The organism is Gorillibacterium sp. CAU 1737 (assembly GCF_039888655.1).
Taxonomy (GTDB): domain Bacteria; phylum Bacillota; class Bacilli; order Paenibacillales; family NBRC-103111; genus Gorillibacterium.
On the sequence record NZ_JBDQQO010000002.1, the window covers coordinates 438,384 to 457,228 of the forward strand.

General features: G+C 54.2%; 21 protein-coding genes. All 21 read right to left on the bottom strand.

Annotation, left to right across the window (positions count from 1 at the left end; all coding sequences use genetic code 11):
- Positions 1-30 precede the first annotated feature (30 nt).
- The 21 genes from AAFN83_RS06485 to fliJ all read right to left on the bottom strand — a co-directional run bounded on the left by AAFN83_RS06485 (position 31) and on the right by fliJ (position 18,844).
- Positions 31-2,070, bottom strand: coding sequence for a chemotaxis protein CheA (locus tag AAFN83_RS06485; RefSeq protein WP_347767997.1), 2,040 nt, complete (start codon positions 2,068-2,070; stop codon positions 31-33).
- Between the two features lie 23 nt (positions 2,071-2,093).
- Positions 2,094-2,735, bottom strand: a complete 642-nt coding sequence (locus AAFN83_RS06490; protein ID WP_347767998.1) for a CheB methylesterase domain-containing protein — start codon at positions 2,733-2,735, stop codon at positions 2,094-2,096.
- 67 nt (positions 2,736-2,802) lie between these two features.
- Entirely contained in the window at positions 2,803-3,717 is a 915-nt protein-coding gene (locus tag AAFN83_RS06495) for a MinD/ParA family protein (RefSeq protein ID WP_347768000.1), read from the bottom strand.
- On the bottom strand, positions 3,718-5,055 hold the full coding sequence (flhF, locus tag AAFN83_RS06500; protein ID WP_347768002.1) for a flagellar biosynthesis GTPase FlhF: 1,338 nt from the start codon (positions 5,053-5,055) through the stop codon (positions 3,718-3,720). It lies immediately after the preceding gene.
- Positions 5,052-7,082 carry a flagellar biosynthesis protein FlhA gene (flhA, locus tag AAFN83_RS06505; protein ID WP_347768003.1) on the bottom strand — a complete coding sequence of 677 codons (2,031 nt, stop codon included), beginning with the start codon at positions 7,080-7,082 and terminating at the stop codon, positions 5,052-5,054. Before flhA ends, flhF begins: the two co-directional genes overlap by 4 nt.
- A 33-nt stretch (positions 7,083-7,115) precedes the next feature.
- The gene (gene flhB / locus AAFN83_RS06510; protein WP_347768004.1) at positions 7,116-8,207 is read right to left on the bottom strand and encodes a flagellar biosynthesis protein FlhB; all 1,092 of its coding nucleotides are present in this window, start codon (positions 8,205-8,207) and stop codon (positions 7,116-7,118) included.
- Between the two features lie 23 nt (positions 8,208-8,230).
- Positions 8,231-9,025: a flagellar biosynthetic protein FliR gene (gene fliR / locus AAFN83_RS06515; RefSeq protein WP_347768005.1), complete on the bottom strand. Its 795-nt coding sequence runs from the start codon at positions 9,023-9,025 to the stop codon at positions 8,231-8,233.
- A 5-nt stretch (positions 9,026-9,030) separates the two neighbouring features.
- Positions 9,031-9,300, bottom strand: coding sequence for a flagellar biosynthesis protein FliQ (gene fliQ / locus AAFN83_RS06520; protein ID WP_347768006.1), 270 nt, complete (start codon positions 9,298-9,300; stop codon positions 9,031-9,033).
- Positions 9,301-9,312: 12 nt separating this feature from the next.
- Complete coding sequence (gene fliP / locus AAFN83_RS06525; protein WP_347768008.1) at positions 9,313-10,098, bottom strand: flagellar type III secretion system pore protein FliP; 786 nt, start codon at positions 10,096-10,098, stop codon at positions 9,313-9,315.
- Complete coding sequence (locus tag AAFN83_RS06530) at positions 10,091-10,564, bottom strand: flagellar biosynthetic protein FliO (protein WP_347768009.1); 474 nt, start codon at positions 10,562-10,564, stop codon at positions 10,091-10,093. The genes fliP and AAFN83_RS06530 overlap by 8 nt, the downstream gene beginning before the upstream one ends.
- A 27-nt stretch (positions 10,565-10,591) precedes the next feature.
- Complete coding sequence (locus tag AAFN83_RS06535) at positions 10,592-10,954, bottom strand: response regulator (RefSeq protein ID WP_347768011.1); 363 nt, start codon at positions 10,952-10,954, stop codon at positions 10,592-10,594.
- A 19-nt stretch (positions 10,955-10,973) separates the two neighbouring features.
- Positions 10,974-12,296, bottom strand: coding sequence for a flagellar motor switch phosphatase FliY (fliY, locus tag AAFN83_RS06540; RefSeq protein WP_347768013.1), 1,323 nt, complete (start codon positions 12,294-12,296; stop codon positions 10,974-10,976).
- A complete protein-coding gene (gene fliM / locus AAFN83_RS06545) occupies positions 12,286-13,284 on the bottom strand; it encodes a flagellar motor switch protein FliM (protein WP_347768014.1) in 999 nt (332 codons plus the stop codon). The genes fliY and fliM overlap by 11 nt, the downstream gene beginning before the upstream one ends.
- A 36-nt stretch (positions 13,285-13,320) precedes the next feature.
- The gene (locus AAFN83_RS06550) at positions 13,321-13,800 is read right to left on the bottom strand and encodes a flagellar basal body-associated FliL family protein (RefSeq protein WP_347768015.1); all 480 of its coding nucleotides are present in this window, start codon (positions 13,798-13,800) and stop codon (positions 13,321-13,323) included.
- A complete protein-coding gene (locus AAFN83_RS06555; RefSeq protein WP_347768016.1) occupies positions 13,797-14,021 on the bottom strand; it encodes a flagellar FlbD family protein in 225 nt (74 codons plus the stop codon). Before AAFN83_RS06555 ends, AAFN83_RS06550 begins: the two co-directional genes overlap by 4 nt.
- Before the next feature lie 111 nt (positions 14,022-14,132).
- Positions 14,133-14,954, bottom strand: a complete 822-nt coding sequence (gene flgG, locus AAFN83_RS06560; RefSeq protein WP_347768018.1) for a flagellar basal body rod protein FlgG — start codon at positions 14,952-14,954, stop codon at positions 14,133-14,135.
- 95 nt (positions 14,955-15,049) lie between these two features.
- On the bottom strand, positions 15,050-15,427 hold the full coding sequence (locus tag AAFN83_RS06565; RefSeq protein ID WP_347768019.1) for a TIGR02530 family flagellar biosynthesis protein: 378 nt from the start codon (positions 15,425-15,427) through the stop codon (positions 15,050-15,052).
- Between the two features lie 2 nt (positions 15,428-15,429).
- Positions 15,430-15,867: a flagellar hook capping FlgD N-terminal domain-containing protein gene (locus AAFN83_RS06570; protein ID WP_347768021.1), complete on the bottom strand. Its 438-nt coding sequence runs from the start codon at positions 15,865-15,867 to the stop codon at positions 15,430-15,432.
- Positions 15,868-15,898: 31 nt separating this feature from the next.
- Positions 15,899-17,395, bottom strand: a complete 1,497-nt coding sequence (locus AAFN83_RS06575; RefSeq protein WP_347768023.1) for a flagellar hook-length control protein FliK — start codon at positions 17,393-17,395, stop codon at positions 15,899-15,901.
- A 41-nt stretch (positions 17,396-17,436) separates the two neighbouring features.
- Positions 17,437-18,345, bottom strand: coding sequence for a MotE family protein (locus tag AAFN83_RS06580; RefSeq protein WP_347768024.1), 909 nt, complete (start codon positions 18,343-18,345; stop codon positions 17,437-17,439).
- Positions 18,346-18,403: 58 nt separating this feature from the next.
- Positions 18,404-18,844: a flagellar export protein FliJ gene (fliJ, locus tag AAFN83_RS06585; RefSeq protein ID WP_347768025.1), complete on the bottom strand. Its 441-nt coding sequence runs from the start codon at positions 18,842-18,844 to the stop codon at positions 18,404-18,406.
- Position 18,845 lies beyond the last annotated feature (1 nt).

The window sequence follows — 18,845 nt, forward strand, 5'->3', positions numbered from 1 at the left end:
CTCCTTGGACGGATCCTTCTCTGACTTGTGCTATTTGATCAACGCGTTCGGATTGATGATGAGGGCGACCTGACCGTCGCCGAGGATCGTTGCACCCGAGACAGCGAACGCCTTATTCAAGTATTTGCCGAGGTTCTTCAGAACGATCTCCTGCTGCCCGACAAAATCGCTTACGATGAGTGCAGCCAGCTTCTCGCGCTTGCGAATGATGACGAGGTTCCGTTCGCCTCCATCCTCCAGGCCGTAGCCGGGGACTTCGAGGATCTTGCCCAGGTCGATCACCGGAATGACGCTTCCGCGATAATCGAGGTGATCCCTGCCGTGAACGCGGCGGATCTTGCTCACCTCAACAGCAGCGGTTTCCACAATGGAATTAAGCGGAATGGCGTACTTCTCGCTGCCGACGGCGATGAGCATCGCGCCGATAATCGAGAGGGTAAGCGGCAGGTTGACGGAGAACGTTGTGCCGACGCCTTCCTTCGACGAGATGTGAATCTGCCCGCCGAGGGATTCGATCTTCGTCTTGACGACATCGAGCCCGACTCCGCGGCCCGAGAGGTCCGAGATCTTGTCGGCGGTGCTGAAGCCGCTTGCGAACAGGAGTCGATAAACCTCTTCGTCCGACATCCGCTCGGCAGCTTCTTCCGTCACGACACCCTTCTTGATGGCGGCGGCGAGCGTCTTCGCCCGGTTGATCCCGGCCCCGTCATCCGACACTTCAATGATGACGTGGTTCCCACTGTGGTAAGCGCGAAGCTGAATGACTCCCGTTTCGTCTTTCCCTGCCTTGCGGCGGTTTTCGATCGTCTCGATCCCGTGATCTGCCGAGTTACGCAGAAGGTGAACGAGGGGATCGCCAATCTCATCGACTACGGTACGGTCCAGCTCAGTTTCGGCGCCGCTGATGACGAGCTCCAGCTTCTTGCCGAGCGTCTTCGCCACATCCCGGATCATGCGCGGGAAGCGGTTGAACACCGTATCGATCGGCACCATCCGCAGGTTGAGGACGATGTTCTGCAGGTCGCTGCTTACCCGGGACATGTGCTCGACCGTTTCGGTCAAGTCGGAGCGGCGAATCTCGGATGCGAGCTGCTCCAGACGCACGCGATCGATCAGAAGCTCGCTGAAGAGGTTCATCAAATGATCGAGGCGGTCGAGGTCAACCCGGATCGTCCGGTTAGCTACGGCGTGCACGGCCGGTGCAGCAGCCGCTTTGGCTGGAGCGGCAGAAGCCGGTTGGTCGACGGATACAACCGGAGCTGCACTTGCCGCCGCCGTCTCCGCAGCGGCCGGACTCGGAACCGCGATCAGCTTGAGGCTGTCGTGATCGAGCGGCGTCACGGTGGCGGAGCGAATCTCTGAGACGTCTTCAATCAAGTGCACGATGGTCTCTTGCGGTTGTTTTGAGACGTAATAGAGAGAGAAAGCCCGGTCGAACTTATCCTGTTCGATCTCTTCAACCGACGGGAACGACTTGATGATCTCTCCGTTGTCTTCCAGTTGACGGAAGACCATGTACGCGCGAGCGGCTCTCAGCACGCACTCCTCCGTAAGCTCGGTGCGGATGAAGTACACGTTGAAGTCCGAATCCAGGGATTGCTCCAAAACCGACAGCTGGAACTGATCGAGTGTGACCGCATCTTCTCCGGTTGACGCTTTGGGAGCCGCAGCTGCCGCTGCTTCCTTGTACTCCCCACTGACAATGGACTTCAGCACGGCGACGATTGCGCTGACGTCGGCTTGTCCGGTTCCTCCATTGATGATGTCCGACAGCATGGACTCCAAAGCGTCCGTGCTCTTGAAGAGCCCGTCGAACACAAAGGAATCGACGGAGAGTTTGCTGCCTCTGACAAGGTCAAGCACATTCTCCATTTGGTGAGTCAGCGACGCGAGGTCTTCAAAGCCCATCGTCGCCGCCATCCCCTTCAGGGTATGGGCAGAGCGGAAAACCACATTAACGATATCGAGATTGTCCGGACTCTGCTCCAACTCGAGGAGCTTTTCATTGATCGCTTGCAGATGCTCCGTAGATTCATCGATAAACATGGACAAATACTGATTCAGTTCCAAAGGCGTTGCACCTCCGAGTCATTCTAACCCTGTATCATTACCGACAATTTGCCGGGAATTTCGTGAAGCGGGAGGATATGAGTTACGCATTCCAGTTGAACGGCCGCACGCGGCATGCCATACACGACACAGGTTTCTTCCGCCTCGGCAATGGTGGCAGCCGCACCTGACAGGGCGAGGGCCTGCATTCCTTTTGCCCCGTCGCTGCCCATTCCCGTCATCAAGACCACGTACCTTTTCAATTCTGTAAAAGAGAGCAATGATTCAAACATCACATTTACGGAGGGACGATGGCCGGACACCGGATCGTCTAGCGTCAACTTGATTCGATACTGACCTTTGTCATCCCGAATCATGAGCATGTGCTGTCCGCCGGGTGCAATGTACGCGGTTCCTTTTTCGACCGTCATCCCATCCGCTGCTTCCACAACGGTAATGGCGCTGTTCGCATTCAGCCGTTCGGCAAGAGACTTCGTGAACTTGGGGGGCATGTGCTGCACGACAAGAACCGGGGCATTCAGGTTTCCTGGCAGTGCAGTCAGTACGGCATGAAGGGCCCGCGGCCCTCCGGTAGATGTGCCGATGGCGATCAAGTTTTGAAAAGGCGGAGCGGGCCTGGCTCTCCCGGGAATTCCCGGTACGGCATCCTCTTTCTGTATGGGCACCGGATTACCTCCTCTGCTTTCTTGGGTGTCATCAACATCACGTCCCCGTATAGCGGTCGTTCCCAGCTTAAGACGGGGGCTGGTTTAGCAAGCGGAGCATTTTCGACAAGAAGCCTTTGATGCCGGGTGCGGGGGAGTTCTGCCTGCTGGCTCGATGCAACCCTGCATAGCGCTCAGCAATCACTCGAATCTCCTTAGCCGCGTCGCTGCCCGGATAAGCAGCCGTGAAAGGAATTTGCTTTCGAACCGCTCGTGACACATGAACATCGTCTTTGATGTAGCCGAGTGTCGGAATATCGATGCCGAGAAACCGCTTGGCGACGAGCGAGATTTTTTCCGACGTCACTTTTCCCTCCTTTTCATCAGTCACCCGATTGATCACGAGCTGAAACGGAACGCCTCCCTCCATCTGATGAACCATCTTGATGATGGCATATCCATCGGTCAGGGAGGTCGGCTCCGGAGTCGTTACCACGAACGTTTCGTGGGCGGCCAGGATAAACTTCAACGTTTCCTTGGACAATCCGGCTCCGGTATCGAAGAGAATAAAATCGAAATGTCCATTCAACAAGCTTACTTGCTCGGCAAAGTCATTGAGTTCCTCATCGCTTAATCGAAGTAGATCGGTGAAGCCCGAGCCGCCTGCGATGAAACGAACTCCTCCGTAGCCGATTTGCACGATATCGAAGATCGACTTCTCCTTCTTGAGCAAATGATAGAGGCTGTAAGAAGGGCTGATTCCCATCAGCACATCGATGTTCGCCAGACCGATGTCCGCATCGAAGATCAAGACCTGGTAGCCTAACTGCTGGAGGGCGATCGAGAAGTTCAAAGTAAAGTTCGACTTGCCGACTCCTCCTTTGCCGCTGGTCACCGTGATGACACGGGTATCCCGCTCCTTTTGAGGATCGAGGGAAGGGCTTGTGGAGCCTTGCATTCGAGATTCGACTAGACGTCTCAATCGTTCTGCTTGATCGTTCATCTAGGCTCCTTCTCCCATAATCCAATCGACCAGCATGTCCTCGGTCAGCAATTGAATGTCTTCCGGGACGTTCTGTCCGTTCGTCACGTACGACAAGCGAAGCGGGAATTCATACAGCAGATTGAGAATCGCCCCGTAGGAGCCTGTCTCATCCCACTTCGTGAAGAGCACCTTCTCCACCCCGTAGGGAACAAAATGTTCGGCAATGACCTTCATATCGGAGAATTTATTGGTTAAGCTGAGCACCAGGTAGGTGTCGCTGCCTCCACGGGCTTGCAAAAGGGTATTCAGCTCCGATACATACCGCTCGTTACGATAGTTTCGGCCCGCCGTATCCATGAAGATGATCTCGCAGGTGTCGAGCCGATCGAAGGCTTTGGTCAGGTCAGAGGGTGAGAAAACAACCTCCATCGGAACGTTCAGAATCGTCGCATAGGTCTTAAGCTGCTCCACCGCTGCGATTCGGTAGGTGTCCGCCGTAATAAAGCCGGTTTTCCGATGGGAGCGGAGAACCTGATCGGCTGCGAGCTTGGCGATTGTCGTTGTCTTCCCAACTCCCGTTGGGCCGACGAAATTGACAACCTTCGCGTCTGGTGCCAGAGGGGTTCCGCCTCGACCGGATACAAACCCGAGGAGAACGGAACGCACGTGGTCTCTCACCTTGTCTTCGGTGAGGAAATCCGGCTCGCTCTCCGCCCGCAGCTCAATGGAGCCGAGGACGTCGCTTACGATGCTGGCCGACAGATCCTGCTCCGCCAACCGCTCTGCCCATCGTTCCACCAGAGGATGACGTTTGCCAACCGTCTGGCTGAGCGCCATGGTTCGCATCATGTCCTTCATCTGCCGGATTTCCGCGAGCAGGTCCGGATCGTTCGCCGTTCCTCTGGCAGCTGCTGCTGTTGCGGCGGTAGCGGACGCCGATCTAGTTCCCGCATGGGGCAAAGTCGACGCTGCCGCGGTCTCCTGAGCCGCCAGAACATCCGGAACATGGGGCATCGACAGCTTTGCCGCTGCCGGAGCAGCAGGCGTTCCGCCGCCATACGCCCGTACCGCCGTATTCTTCGGCACGGTGGTTACCGCCGCAGGAGCCATGTCCGCTGCCGGCGCTTTCGCGCTAACGACGGGACTCGCCGGAAGCGGCCTTCCGGCCTTCGCATCCGTGGCTTCCGCCGTATCGGTTGCAGCGACGACCTCGATCTTCTTCTTGCCGAAGAGACCGAGAAACCCGCCGGTTCGAATGTCCTTGGTGCTCAGGATGACCGCATCGCTGCCCAGTTCACTGCGAATCCGCTGCAGGGCTTCGGGCATGGTCTCGACCACGTATCGTTTCACCCTCATAAATTCACAACTCCCAGACTTTGAATTTCTACGCTCGGTTCAAGCTCGCTGTACGAGAGAACCGGCACATCCTGCAGGGTTCTTTCGAGCAGCTGCTTCAGGTACATCCGAATGGTCGGCGAAGTCAAGATAACCGGCTGCTGGCCGGATTGAACTGCCTTGGTGACCTGTTCCGAGAAACGATGGTGTATCATTTGCGACGAGGAAGGATCGAGGGCCAGGTAAGACCCCTGCTCGGTCTGTTGGACCGATTCCACGATCTTGCGCTCGAGGCTCGGTCCGACGGTGATCACCTTCAACGACTCTCCGTCCATCGCATACTGAAGGGTAATCTGCCTCGACAACGCTTGGCGGACATACTCCGTCAGAATGTCAGGGTCCTTGGTGTAGGTTCCGTAGTCAGCGAGTGTCTCCAGAATGGTCACCATATCGCGAACCGATATCTTTTCCCGCAGCATTTTGGCCAGAACCTTCTGGATGTCTCCAATCGTCAGAACACTCGGCACCAGCTCTTCGACAAGAGTTGGGTACGATTCCTTGACATTGTCGACAAGCGCCCTCGTTTCCTGACGGCCGATAAGCTCATGGGCGTGACGCTTCACCACTTCGGTCAAGTGAGTCGCCACGACCGAGGGCGGATCCACTACCGTATAACCGGACAGCTCCGCCCGTTCCTTGGTGGCGTCGTCAATCCAGATCGCCGGGAGTCCGAAGGCTGGTTCAACGGTCTCAATACCGGAGACCGCCTCGTCCTCAAACCCGGGACTCATGGCGAGATAGTGATTAAGGAGTAATTCACCACGCGCTACGGAATTTCCTTTAATTTTAATGACATATTCGTTCGGTTTTAGTTGGATATTGTCGCGAATTCGGATAACCGGGACGACAATTCCAAGCTCAAGCGCACATTGGCGCCGAATAAGGATGATTCTGTCGAGAAGATCTCCACCTTGCTGCGAATCCGCGAGCGGAATGAGGCCGTAGCCGAACTCGAACTCGATCGGATCGACATGCAACAGGCTGATAACGCTCTCCGGACTCCGAACTTCCTCGATCTGCTGCTCTTCCTCCAACTGCTCGTCAGCTGCTTGCTTTTTGCGCAGATTCCCCTTCATGCGGTATCCGGCAAAAATCAAAAGTCCAGCAATCGGGTACGTGGATATGATGCCAATCGGCGTAAAGGTTCCCAGAAGAATGAGCGTTCCCGCTGCGATAAACATCAGCTTGGGGTAAGCGAAGAGCTGTTTGGTCAAATCGTCTGCGAGGTTGCCGTCCGAAGTGGCTCGGGTCACGATTAGACCCGATGCGGTGGATATGAGAAGCGCCGGAATTTGGCTGACCAGCCCGTCGCCGATGGACAGGATGGTGTACAGCTTGGCCGAATCGGCCAATTCCTTACCGTCCAGCATCCCGATGATGAAGCCGCCGACGAGGTTGACGATCAGGATGATGATACTGGCGATCGCGTCCCCTTTGACGAACTTACTGGCACCGTCCATCGCTCCGTAGAAGTCCGCTTCCTTCTCAATCTTCGAACGCCGTTCTCTCGCCTGCTGCTCATTGATGAGGCCAGCGTTCAAGTCGGCGTCGATACTCATTTGCTTACCCGGCATCGCGTCCAAGGTGAAGCGAGCCGCGACTTCCGCTACCCGCTCCGACCCCTTCGTAATGACGATGAATTGCACAATGACAAGGATCAAGAAAACGACAAATCCGACGACTAGGTTGCCGCCGGCGACGAACGATCCAAAGGTGTGAACCACATCCCCTGCCTCACCGTGCGCCAGAATGTTCCGGGTTGTCGAGACGTTTAGAGCTAACCGGAACAAGGTGGTGATCAGCAAAAGAGAGGGGAATATCGAAAATTGCAGAGCCTCCTGCGTATTCATCGAGACAAGCAGAATGAGGATGGCCAGCGTGATGTTGATGACCAGCAGCACATCGAGAAGACCGATGGGAACAGGGACGATCATCATGAGCACGATGCTGATGATGCCGATCAAAACGGTTAACTCTTTGGTCTTCACGACACGTACCTCCTCTCCCTTATATCCATTGCATCATTTGGCCTTGCCTTTAAGCTTATACACATAGGCCAGCACCTCCGCCACCGCTTGAAAGAGCTCTGCCGGGATCGCTTGACCGATCTCTACTTGACCGTAGAGCGCGCGGGCAAGCGGTTTGTTTTCCATCAAAACGATGTCATGCTGCCGGCCAAGCTCCTTGATCTTCAAGGCGATATAATCGGCTCCTTTGGCAATCACCCGGGGAGCTGCCATCTCGTCTGCGTCATACTTGAGCGCGACAGCGAAGTGAGTCGGGTTCGTGATGATCACATCCGCGTTCGGAATTTCCTGCATCATCCGCGACATCGCCATTTGGCGCTGCTTTTCCCGAATCTTCCCCTTGATCTTCGGGTCACCTTCGGTCTTCTTATATTCATCCTTGATGTCCTGTTTGGACATCCGCAGATTTTTTTCGTGGTCAAATTTCTGGTAGGCATAATCCAGGATCGCGAGAATGACCAGGATGATGCCGATCTTGATCCCGAGACTTACCGTCAATTTGGCAACATAGGAGATGGTATCCCGCAGAGGAACATGACCGAGTACAAGAAGTTTGCCCCGCTCCGCCCAGAAGGTCTGGTAGACGACAAGGCCGATGATGCTCATCTTGAGGATGGATTTCAGAAATTCCACGACTGCCTTCAAACCGAACATTCGTTTGAATCCTTCGATCGGGTTGATCTTGCTGAATTTCATCTTGAGCGGGTCTCCCGTAAAGAGAACCCCTACCTGAATAAAGTTCGCGAGGAGAGCGACGAGAACGCTGACGAAAAAGATCGGGGCGAGAAGGAGCAACCCTTCCTTGAGAAGATTCCCAAACAGCGAGACGACATTTGGAATCGTGATATCGGCAAGCAGGTACTCCTGAAAGGTAGCCTGAAACAGGTTGAAATACCTTTCCTTCATATAGCCGCCAAACATGGAAAAGGAAGCAAAGCACGCCAGCAAGACGATTGCACCCGGAAGCTCCTGGCTCTTCGCAACCTGGCCCTTCTCTCTTGCTTCCCGCCTCTTTTTCGGGGTCGCTTTTTCCGTCTTCTCTCCGGCGAACAGCTGCAGGTCTATGGGATAACGATAGCTGGTCATGGATTTTCCCCTTCAATCGGCGTTCAGGAGGACGCAGGGCTGGATCCGAGGAGACGAAGCAGATTCTCCATAGCCGCAAACATCGCATTGAACAGCTCCCGGAACAGATTGGGAAATGCCGATACGAGCAAGATAAGCAAAAGGAGTCCGACGATAATCTTGATGGGAATCCCGACTACGAAAATGTTGAACTGAGGGGCAACCCGGGCCAAAATGCCCAGGCCCACATCCACCAAAAACAGGGCGATGACAATAGGAGCCGACATTTGCAGAGCAAGTCCAAACACCTGCGAAACGGATCTCACAAAAAACTCATTGAGGCTTCCGTGGTAGATTCGCGCAAATACCTCGTTGTCGAGCGGAACCCAGTTATAGCTCCCCATGATCCCCTTCAGCAGGGCGTGGTGCCCGTTGAAGGAGAGAAACAGCATCGTGCCGACCATGTACTTGAAGTTCCCGAGGATGGGGCTTGGCGTCCCGGTCATCGGATCGATAATGTTGGCCAAACTGTACCCGATCTGCATATCCATGAAGGACCCGGCAATTTGCACGACCGTAAAAAACAGATAGGCGACAAACCCTAGCATGAGACCGACGAGAGTTTCCTTCGCGATCAGCAAGACAAATCCAGGGTCCATAGGGAAGGTTTCCGTCGGCGCAACCACCCCGTAGGTGATCAACGTAACGAAGAAGGACAGACCGATTTTGAACGGAACCGGGACATTTCGCGAAGAAAAGACCGGAACACTAACAAAAAACGCCGTAATCCGACAAAAAATCAACAGAAAGGCAGGAAGGGCATCGAGGAGTACATTCATATCCCCTATCCGCCGTATTGGTATAGATTGCTGAGCAGGTTATAGGTGAAATCTACAATGGTTGCCAAAATCCAAGGGCCAAAGATCAGGAGACTGAGCAAGACCGCGAGAATCTTGGGGACGAAGGCCAGCGTCTGCTCTTGAATTTGCGTTGTAGCCTGAAACACGCTGATCACAAGACCGATCACGAGGGCTACCAGCATCATGGGCGCACTTGCCTTGAGCACCGTGTAGACCGCTTGTCCTGCCAGCTTTACAATAAACTCGGTACTCACGGTCATCCTCCCTTATGTTCCGAAACTTCGGAGCAGAGACTGTACAACAAGATACCAGCCATCCACAAGAACGAATAGAAGGATCTTAAAGGGCAGTGATATCATGACCGGCGGAAGCATCATCATCCCCATTGCCATCAAGGTGCTGGAGATGACCATGTCGATGACCAGAAACGGCACGAAGATGATAAAGCCCATCGTAAAGGCTCTTTTTAGCTCGCTGATGGCATACGCGGGAACAAGCGTAGTCAGCGGAATGTCTTGGATACTCTTCGGCTTCTCCGCTTTCGAGTAATCCAGGAACAGCTTCAAGTCCTTCTCCTCCGTCTGCTTGCCCATGAATTCCTTCAGCGGGATCGTAGCCTTGGTGAAAGCCTCCTGCTGTGAAATCTCCTTCTTCAGGTAGGGTTGAAGCGCCGTCTCGTTAATGGTGCCGAATGTCGGGGCCATCACGAAAAAGGTTATAAACAGAGCAAGCCCGATCAAGACCTGGTTAGGCGGCATCTGCTGCGTACCAAGCGACGTCCGGACAAAACCGAGTACGATGATGATCCGAGTGAAGCAGGTCATCATGATCAGAATGGCCGGCGCCAAGCTGAGAACCGTGAGAAGCAGAATGATGCTGATGGTATCCGAGCCCTCTGCACCGCTCGTGCCGGTCTGAATGTTGATGCTGGGTAAAGTCAAACCGGCGGTTGATGGGCTTGGACTCGTTTCGGGAGCCGCTATCGCTGTTGCCACCCAGAACAGGGAGAGAAGAACAACGAGCGGAATGAGTAAAGCTTTCTTCCTATTCATCGACCGAATCCTTCCGTTGTTCCGAGGTCGCATCCTGCTCCAGCAGGTCGCCAACGCTCTTCCTTCCCTCTCTCATCGCTGCCATTCGGTCCTGAAACACCTGGCCGAAATCAGACCATTCCTCTTCAGGGGCGTTCTTCTTCTTGCGGTTGTCCCACCATTCCTTCACGGTTGGAAAGGTCCTTCCGGAAGTCGCGGGGCCTTCAAGAGTCGAACGAATCGCTTCGACCTCTTCCGGATCCTCGATCTTGGCGATGAGGTGAATGTTCTCGCCAATCCCGAGGATATAATAGGCTCCGCCGATTTCAACCACCTGAACCGACTTGCCGGAACCGAGAGCGGAGCCTCCAAGCGTTCGGACAATCCTTCCAGGCAGCATGGTCCGATTGCGTTTTGCGATCAACTTGATGATGAGAAGAAACATCCCGATGATCAGGGCAAGGTATAACCCCACCATCAGGAGCATAGTTCCAGAACTGCTCGGCATGGCCGCTTACCCAAGCGTTTTGCGAATCGCTTCGATAACGCGGTCCGACTGGAACGGTTTGACGATAAAGTCCTTCGCCCCAGCTTGGATCGCATCGATAACCATCGCTTGCTGCCCCATGGCGGAGCACATGATAACTTTAGCATTCGGATCGATCTTCTTGATTTCCTTCAGCGCATTGATTCCGTCCATCTCCGGCATCGTGATGTCCATCGTGATAAGGTCAGGGCGGAATTCCTTGAATTTCTCAATGGCTTGTGCGCCATCATTGGCTTCTCCGCAAACCTCATATCCGTTCTTCGTCAGGATGTCACGGATCATCATTCTCATAAAGGCAGCGTCGTCCACGATCAAGATACGATTCGACATTAGTAAACAGTCCTCCTAGTTATTGGATCTTCTGAATTCGTTCCCACTGGTTGATGATATCCGTCACGCGGACCCCAAAGTTTTCGTCGATAACGACGACTTCGCCTTTGGCAATCAGCTTGTTGTTCACGAGAATATCAACGGGTTCCCCAGCCAGCTTGTCCAACTCGATGATCGACCCCTGCGACAACTGCAAAATATCTTTGATCAGCATCTTGGATCGACCCAGCTCTACCGTCACCTTAAGCGGAATGTCCATCAAAAGTCCGAGGTTGCCCTCGTCTACAGGCGGGACGAGTCCCGGCGTGAACCCGCTGAACTGAGCGGGCTGTACATTCACGTTGCGGTTGACAGCAGAACCAAACGAAGGTTGAGCCGGCATCCCCATCGGTTGTCCCGGATAAGGCGGATAACCATACGCCCCAGGCTGCGGAGCTGGATACGGGGGATAATAGGGATTCTGCGGCGGATAGGTCGGTGCTCCCGATTGCATCCCGTCGAAGGGCTGCTGCGGCGGCTGCGCGGGAATAGACGCAGCGGGCGGCGGCGTTTGCGCGGCAGGCATTTCTTGCGGCGGTGCCGCAGCCGGTGCGGGAGGCGTAATCGCGGGCTCGGATTTTGTCGATTCCGGTACCGATTCGTCGGAACCGCCGATTAAGGTTCGCACCATCTCCTTAGAAAAATCGACCGGAAGCAACTGCATGATGTTCGAGTCGATAAGATCTCCGATCCTTAAGCGGAACGAAATTTTCACAAACACTTCTTCGGCAGGAAGACTGTCTTTTCCTTCTTGCGAAGCAAGATCCATAATGTCGATTCCTGGAGGTGAAATATTTACCATCCGGTTGAAGATCGTCGACATCGAGGTTGCCGATGAACCCATCATCTGATTCATGGCTTCTTGAACGGCGCTGATGTGCAGGTCGTTCAGCTCGGTATTCTCAAGACCCGTTCCCGAACCGCCCATCATCAGGTCGGCAATGACCTGGGCGTCGCGAACTTTGATCACGAGCAAGTTGATGCCGTGGAAGCCGTCCACATAGTTCACATGAACCGTGACATGAGGCTTAGGGAACTCCTTCTGAAGCTCTGCTCTCGGAAGGATGGAGACCTTTGGCGTAGTGATGTCGACTTTCTTGCCAAGCAGAGTCGACAAAGCGGTAGCCGCGCTTCCAAACGTGATGTTCCCAATCTCGCCTAAGGCGTCTTGTTCCATGCTCGTGAGGTATTGGTACAGATCCGGCGAAGCCTCCTCCGTCGGAGAGCCCTCTCCATCATCCGAGGTTTGCCTCAAGAGAGCATCGATCTCTTCCTGGGACAAGTAATCCCGGTTATTCGTCATGTTCTTCCACTCCCTCGCTTACGATCTGCGTGATTTGTAGCGCGACCTTCCCTCTCATCGTGCCCGGACTTCCGATATATTTCGTCTGGCTCCCGACTTTGACCAATAGCCCTTCTTCCACTGGCTTGTTCAAGGTGATGACATCCCCCGGCGATAGGCTGAGGAATTCCTGAACCGTAAGTCGCGATTCACCGAGCTCGGCCACAATGTCGAGCGGAGCCAAGTTTACCCGATCTTGCAAGGCTTCGTATTCTTCCGTCGTCTTGCTCTTCTTCTGGGTGACAAACATATGGTGGACCGATAGTCGAGGCATCATCGGCTCGATGACCACGTGCGGGATACAAAGGTTGATCATCCCGGTCGTTTCCCCAATTTTGGTGCTGAGCGAGATGAGTGCGATCGTATCGTTCGCCGAAGCGATCTGCATAAATTGAGGGTTCGTTTCAAGCGAATCCAGGCGCGGGCTGATGTCCGCAACGGTTTTCCAAGCTTCTTGAAGGCTCTCCAAGGCTCGCCCGAACATCCGTTCCATGATCATGTTTTCGATCTCGGTCAGCACGGTTGCTTTGCTGGTCGAGGTTCCGGAACCGCCTAGCATGCGATCCACCATGGCGAAGGCGACGTTCGGATTCACCTCCAGTACCATGCGGCCTTCAAGCGGCTCGGCTTCGAAGATATTCAAGATCGTCATCTTCGGGATGGATCGAATGAATTCATCGTATGGAAGCTGTTCCACCTGCACGACGCTGATCTGGACGAAGGTTCTCAAGGTGGTGGAAAAGTACGTCGTCAGAAATCTCGCAAAGTTCTCATGTATTCGCGTCAAGCTTCGGAGATGGTCCTTGGAAAATCTCGTAGCTCTCTTGAAATTGTAACCGCGTATTTTTTTCTGGGTCTCTTCCTTTTTGAGCTCCTCAGCGTCCATTTCTCCTGAAGAGAGGGCCGCGAGGAGCGCATCAATCTCATTCTGCGAGAGTACGTCTACCAAATCTGTCACCTCCCCGTAGCAAAATAGTCAGGCTCATTATTGCACGATCAATTCGGTGATGTTGATCCGGCTTACCTTGCCTTCGGTCAGAAAGCCGTTGATTTTGTTCATCAACAAGGAAGCCAGGTAATCTTGCCCTTTGCTTCCGGCCAGCTGTTCGTTGGTCAGATCGGCAAGGGTGCTGTTGATCACGCTTTTTACGCGAGTATCAAAGTTTTCAAATTCGGTTTTTCCTTTGTCGCCGCTAAGCTCAAAGGCGAAGCTTGCCTTCACGGCTTTGTTCGGTTCATTCAGGTTGGTGATGACATTATCGATGGTGACGGTAAGCTTTTTGATTTCGGCAGCCGAAACCTTCTTTCCTTCCACCGTCTCTACCGAATTTACAGCCTTCTTCCCCGGGTCCGCGATGCTGTTCTGATCGGACAGGAAATTGTACAGCCAAACGGCAGCAAAAGCGACCAGAAGCCCTGCGCAAAGCATCCCCAAGCTGAGGGTAATGATTTTTTTACTGTTCATTCCGACTCCTCCACCTTCCTGATCTTTACACCGGCTCCCAAAAGGCCGAGCTGCCCGTAATAGGAGGTAATCCGCTCGTTCACTTCTGGCATAGGTTCGAGCACCATCAGTTTTTTCCCTGTGGTCAAGGTGATCATGGTGTCCGGGGTCTCCTCTACGCTTTCGATGAGCAGGGCATTGATGGTGATGGTCTTGCCGTTAAGCCGGGTAACCGATATCACGTGAATTCCCTCCTTGCCTAAGTCCCGTTAATCCGGGCAAGCTGAATGCGAATCGAAGGATTTTGCTGTTATACGCCGGGACGAGAGAAGCTCGTCCCGGCGCTATTGCGATTATCGCTTCAGATTCACGATTTCTTGCAGAACTTCGTCTGATGTGGTGATGATCCGGGAGTTCGCTTGGAACCCGCGTTGAGCGACGATCATTTCACTGAATTCGCTCGTGAGGTCCACGTTCGACATCTCCAGCTGACCTGCGATGATCAAGCCGTTTCCTTCCACGCCGGCCGTTCCAACGGTTACTTCCGTTATGCCTTCACCCATGGCGGTTGTCGTCGGACGGTACAGGTTGCCGCCGATCTTTTCCAGACCACCTGGGTTCGCCACTTTCACGACACCAACCCGCACATCGAGAGGAGTTGCATTCCCTTCGCTGTCGATCGAGATGAGCGAGCCGTCCTGACCGATCGTAAAGGCCGTTACCGTGTCGTCCAACTGAATCACGTCGCCGTCTTCAGCGGAGAGAACGAACATTCCGTCCCCATTTACAAGCCGGCGGTTCGAGTCCAACGTGAAGTTCCCGGCACGCGTCAAGAAGATGGAATCGGAGTCGGAGCTCGTCTTGACAGCAAAGAATCCATCACCGTCGATCCGAAGGTCCGTAGAGACGTTCGTCGTCATTGCGCTGCCCGGTGTGTGAACCGTGTCGATCGTTCCCAGCGCCACGCCGAGACCGACTTGCTTCGGATTGACACCGCCGGTCGTATCGGTAGGAGGCGTCGAACCGGCGACGGTCTGGCTGAGGATGTCTTTGAACATTACCCGGCCAGCCTTAAAGCCAATGGTGTTTACGTTTGCGATGTTGTTCCCGATGACGTCCAGCTTGGTTTGAAAGCCGCGCATACCCGAAATGCCCGAATACAAGGATCTAAGCATCGATTCAAAACCTCCTAAGTTGTTTTGGAAATGTTGGGCTGCATCTGTCATTCAGCAGACCCTGGGCCTCCATTTCGGGCCAGCCCGGTGCTTCCTCAAATCACAATGGCGCTGTCGATGGAAGTGAACACGTTGTCCTTCATCGAGGTGCCGTCCATTGCTGTTACAATCGTCTTGCTTTTTACATTTACGATAAAGGCAAGGTCTCGCATGAGAACGAGCGATTCCTTGGCTCCTTTGGCTTCTGCCTTCTCCACCGCAGTCCGAATTTGTTCCATCTGCTCCGGCTTCAGGTTGATGCCCCGTTCTTGCAGACGGTTCTGAGCATGCTTGCTGATGCGCATCTCCTGTTGGAGCACATCTTGGAAGCGGACCGACGGCTTGGTAGTGTCGGAAGAAGCATTCGTCCGTTTGGTTAGACCGGGAGGAACCGGATTGGGATAAAGCCTGCCGAGAGATACGGAATCCTTCATGATCAACCCTCCGCCTTCTCGACCCGGGTCAGCAGCTCCACGCTGATATCCTTCCCGTCCACCTGCACGTACTGAACCCCTTTTTTCATCGAAAGGCCTGTGACGATTCCAGATTGTGTGACCGTTGCTCCTGTGGAATCCTTGGCTTCCCAAGTCACTTTCTTATCGATTAGTTCGGGGCTGAGCCCGGCAGACAAACGAAGCAGTTTCATCTCATTGGCCATGTTGGACAATTGCTCGACCGAGCTGAATTGTGCCATTTGAGCAATGAATTCCTGATCCTTCATCGGATTCATCGGGTCTTGATTTTTCAACTGCGCGATCAGGATCTTCATAAACTGATCCTTGCCGAGCGATTGGTCCGCTTTTGCAGCGGTGCTTGTATTGCCGCTGGAATAATAAGGCCATACATTCTTTGTGCTAACCGCATTGTCAGCCATACGTCACCTCCTCTTACCACTTTTTCCTTCGCTATGCGGTGAAGTCCACCGTCGCTCCGGCTGCATCCCTCCGCAGTTCGTCGACATGATCGAGTTGAGCTTCAAACTCTTCTTCCGTCAAGTCCACGACATGCGAGCGATTCCCTTGACTGTTTTCCTTGGTTTGCCGGAAAGCCTGTCTTCCTTGATCCCCTTGGAACATACCGGATTGAAGGGAAGGACTGTGCGTCACCTCCAACCGTTCGACCTGATAGCCTTGGTTCTGAAGGGTAACACGCAACTGTGTCATTTGGTTCTCCAACACGTCTTTGGCGAGCGATTGCTGAGCGGCAAAGTGTGCCACGAGCTGACCATTGTGAAGAGTAATCCGAACGTCAACTGCGCCAAGATGCTCCGGCCTTAAGAGAAGTCTGGCTTCGGTTAAATTCCCGAGAATGCCGGTTTTGCTGTTCTTGGCAAGCAATGATGCCATTTCATCAGCAAAGTTTCTAACCTGTACGGGAATCTCGAGCTTGTCCGGCTTCAGCAGCTCGGCTGCGGACGATTTCAAAGATGCGGCCAATATGGGCTGGGCATCAGGAGAGACCGGTTCTTCCTTCGCCCCGGAAACGAGAGCGGCGGTTCCTGGCTGCGCCTCTTCCTTTTGCACGGTCGCACTAGTTGCAACCGGTTGAGCAAGAGTCACCGCAGGTGCAGGCTCTTCGCTGGAAAGAGCAGCGGAATCCGCAGCTAACGCCTGCATTTGCTCCGGATGAAGGCCTTTGCGGAAGGTTAGGGCTTCCAGTGCAGAATGCGCAGACTTGGTTACCTTAACGGCAACTTGAACCTCTCCTTGCTCGGGGGAGGAAGGTTGAGCATTAGAATCTGCCGCCGGCTTAGCTTCCACAGTCGGTTCAGAGTCCTTTTGCTGGGCCGCAAGGAGCTTAGCAAACCCTTCCGCCAGTTGAACGGGCAATACGGTCTCCGGCTCGGTCTGCAGGGCGGTCAATAGTCCGCTCAGAACGGATTCAACTTTCGCCGTAACGGGTAGAGAAGTCGAACTTCCTGCGGTGTCCGAGTTCGGATCAACGTTCAACGCTTGAAGCAGTGCATCCGCTTGAGTAAGCCAGGCTTGGCCATCCAGGGTGTTCAGCAGCTCGGCTACCTTATCCGAATTGTCTAAGGCTTCTTGAATCAACGAGATCAGGTTCTCCCGATCCGGCCTATTCGTCAAGCCAGCCCCTCCAAGCAGGATGGCGATCAGATTGGCGTCCACCGCTTGAGAGGAGTCAGTTGCCGTTTCGCCTTTTGCAACGGGTTCGGCTACGGTGCTGTCTGATGACGGCGAAGCGGTATCTGTCTGGGCGGCACTCTTGTTCGCCTGATTCAACGCATCCTTGAAAGCTGTTTTTGAAGTACTCCCTCCAGCTTGACCGTTTGCGGCTGCGCTGGAGGCAGCCCCATTTCCTTTTGCAGCCTCGGCAGAAGGTACTGCTGCCGCGGTCGGCGCAGGCGATGCAGCCGGTCCAATCGAAATTCGATTATCCATGGTTTCACCTCCTTTCGTGGGGTAATCAGAGATTTCTTCGATTACGGTGCCAGCTTGGCTGAGATTTCCGCCGCCTTCTTAGCATCCGCGGTCGTCATCGCGCTGAGGATCGAGGACCGAGCCGAGGAATCCGCTGCTTTCAGCACCGAGATCACTTTGGCTGGACTTGATTTGTACATTTCCAGAAGCAGAGCAGAGGCTTGCTTCGCCTGCATTCCCGCTACGGTGGCGCCCAGGTCCGTGATGGTAAACGAGGTGCTCGTTGTGGAGGAGGTCAGTTTTTTGACTCGCTCTTGCAGGGCCAGCAGTTCCCGGTCCCGTGCAGGCACTTGATCCTTGAGCAAAACCGAGACGTCTGCTGCATTCGTCGGTGTCATCTTTTCCAGAATCCGGGTTTGCTCCGCGGTCTTCATGCCGCTTAAGATCAGGACCTGCTCTGCCTTCGTCATCGCCTCCAGGATCGGAGCCGCCTTGGAGGGACTCATCGTGGCATAGACCTTGCTGGTCTCCGACACGGCTTGATCGTAGGCCTCGTTGCTGGACTCCAGCTTCTTCATGTCTTCTTCAAGCTTGTCCTGCTTGGCTTGCAGGTCCTTGAGCTCCTGATCCTTTTTCAGGTAAGAGGATTGGAACTGGTTGGCGTCTGCTTTCGCTTCCTTCAACTGAGCTTGCAGATCCGCGATTTGCTTATCCTTGGCCGATTCGCTCGGTTGCTCTTCGGCGCCCTTCTTTTCCCCGTCCACTGGCTCGGCCGGCGTCTTCTTCGGATCCGGCACCCACTTTTCGACGATGGGAATGCGATTGCCGATGTTCATGGCCTGTTGCTTGATGTCTACCCCGAGAAGGGTCATCATCACCAGGATCAGCACGATTCCGAATACTACCGGAACAAGGAACCAGATCAAAAACCGCTCAAATCCGTTCATCTCCGATTTTTCTTCCGTATCCATGAATTCCGTTCACCTTCCTCGCAGTCCCCTGCTGGTTCAATCTAGCTCTCCACACGCCTTAGGAAGGACGTTTGTATCGGGTGAGCGCCATTTCGTCCAGCGTCTCCTGCTCTTTCTTTTGCGCCTCTGCCAGGAAAAGATCACGGGCTTTGTCCCTCGCCCGAAACCAAACCTTCTCTTCCACAGCTTTCTCCGAGAGGTGTGTCCGGCTTGTGGATACTTGCTCCTCCGCCTGTTTCACATCGAGCAGCTTTGCATCGATCCGCTGGTCCATGTGCGTGAGGTAATTCTGGAAGAGGAGCAAGTCGGACACCGTTGTGCTGGCAATCGACGCATCCATCAGCATGCCTTCAATCCCTTGACGCTCGATGCGAAGCTCCGTCAGGCTGGATTCCTCCACCCTCAGTTGGCTGACAGCGGAAGACAGGATCCATTCGGCTTGTGTCTTCTCATTGGATTTCAGGTCGACGATCTTTTGAAACGTGTAGCGGAATTTCACT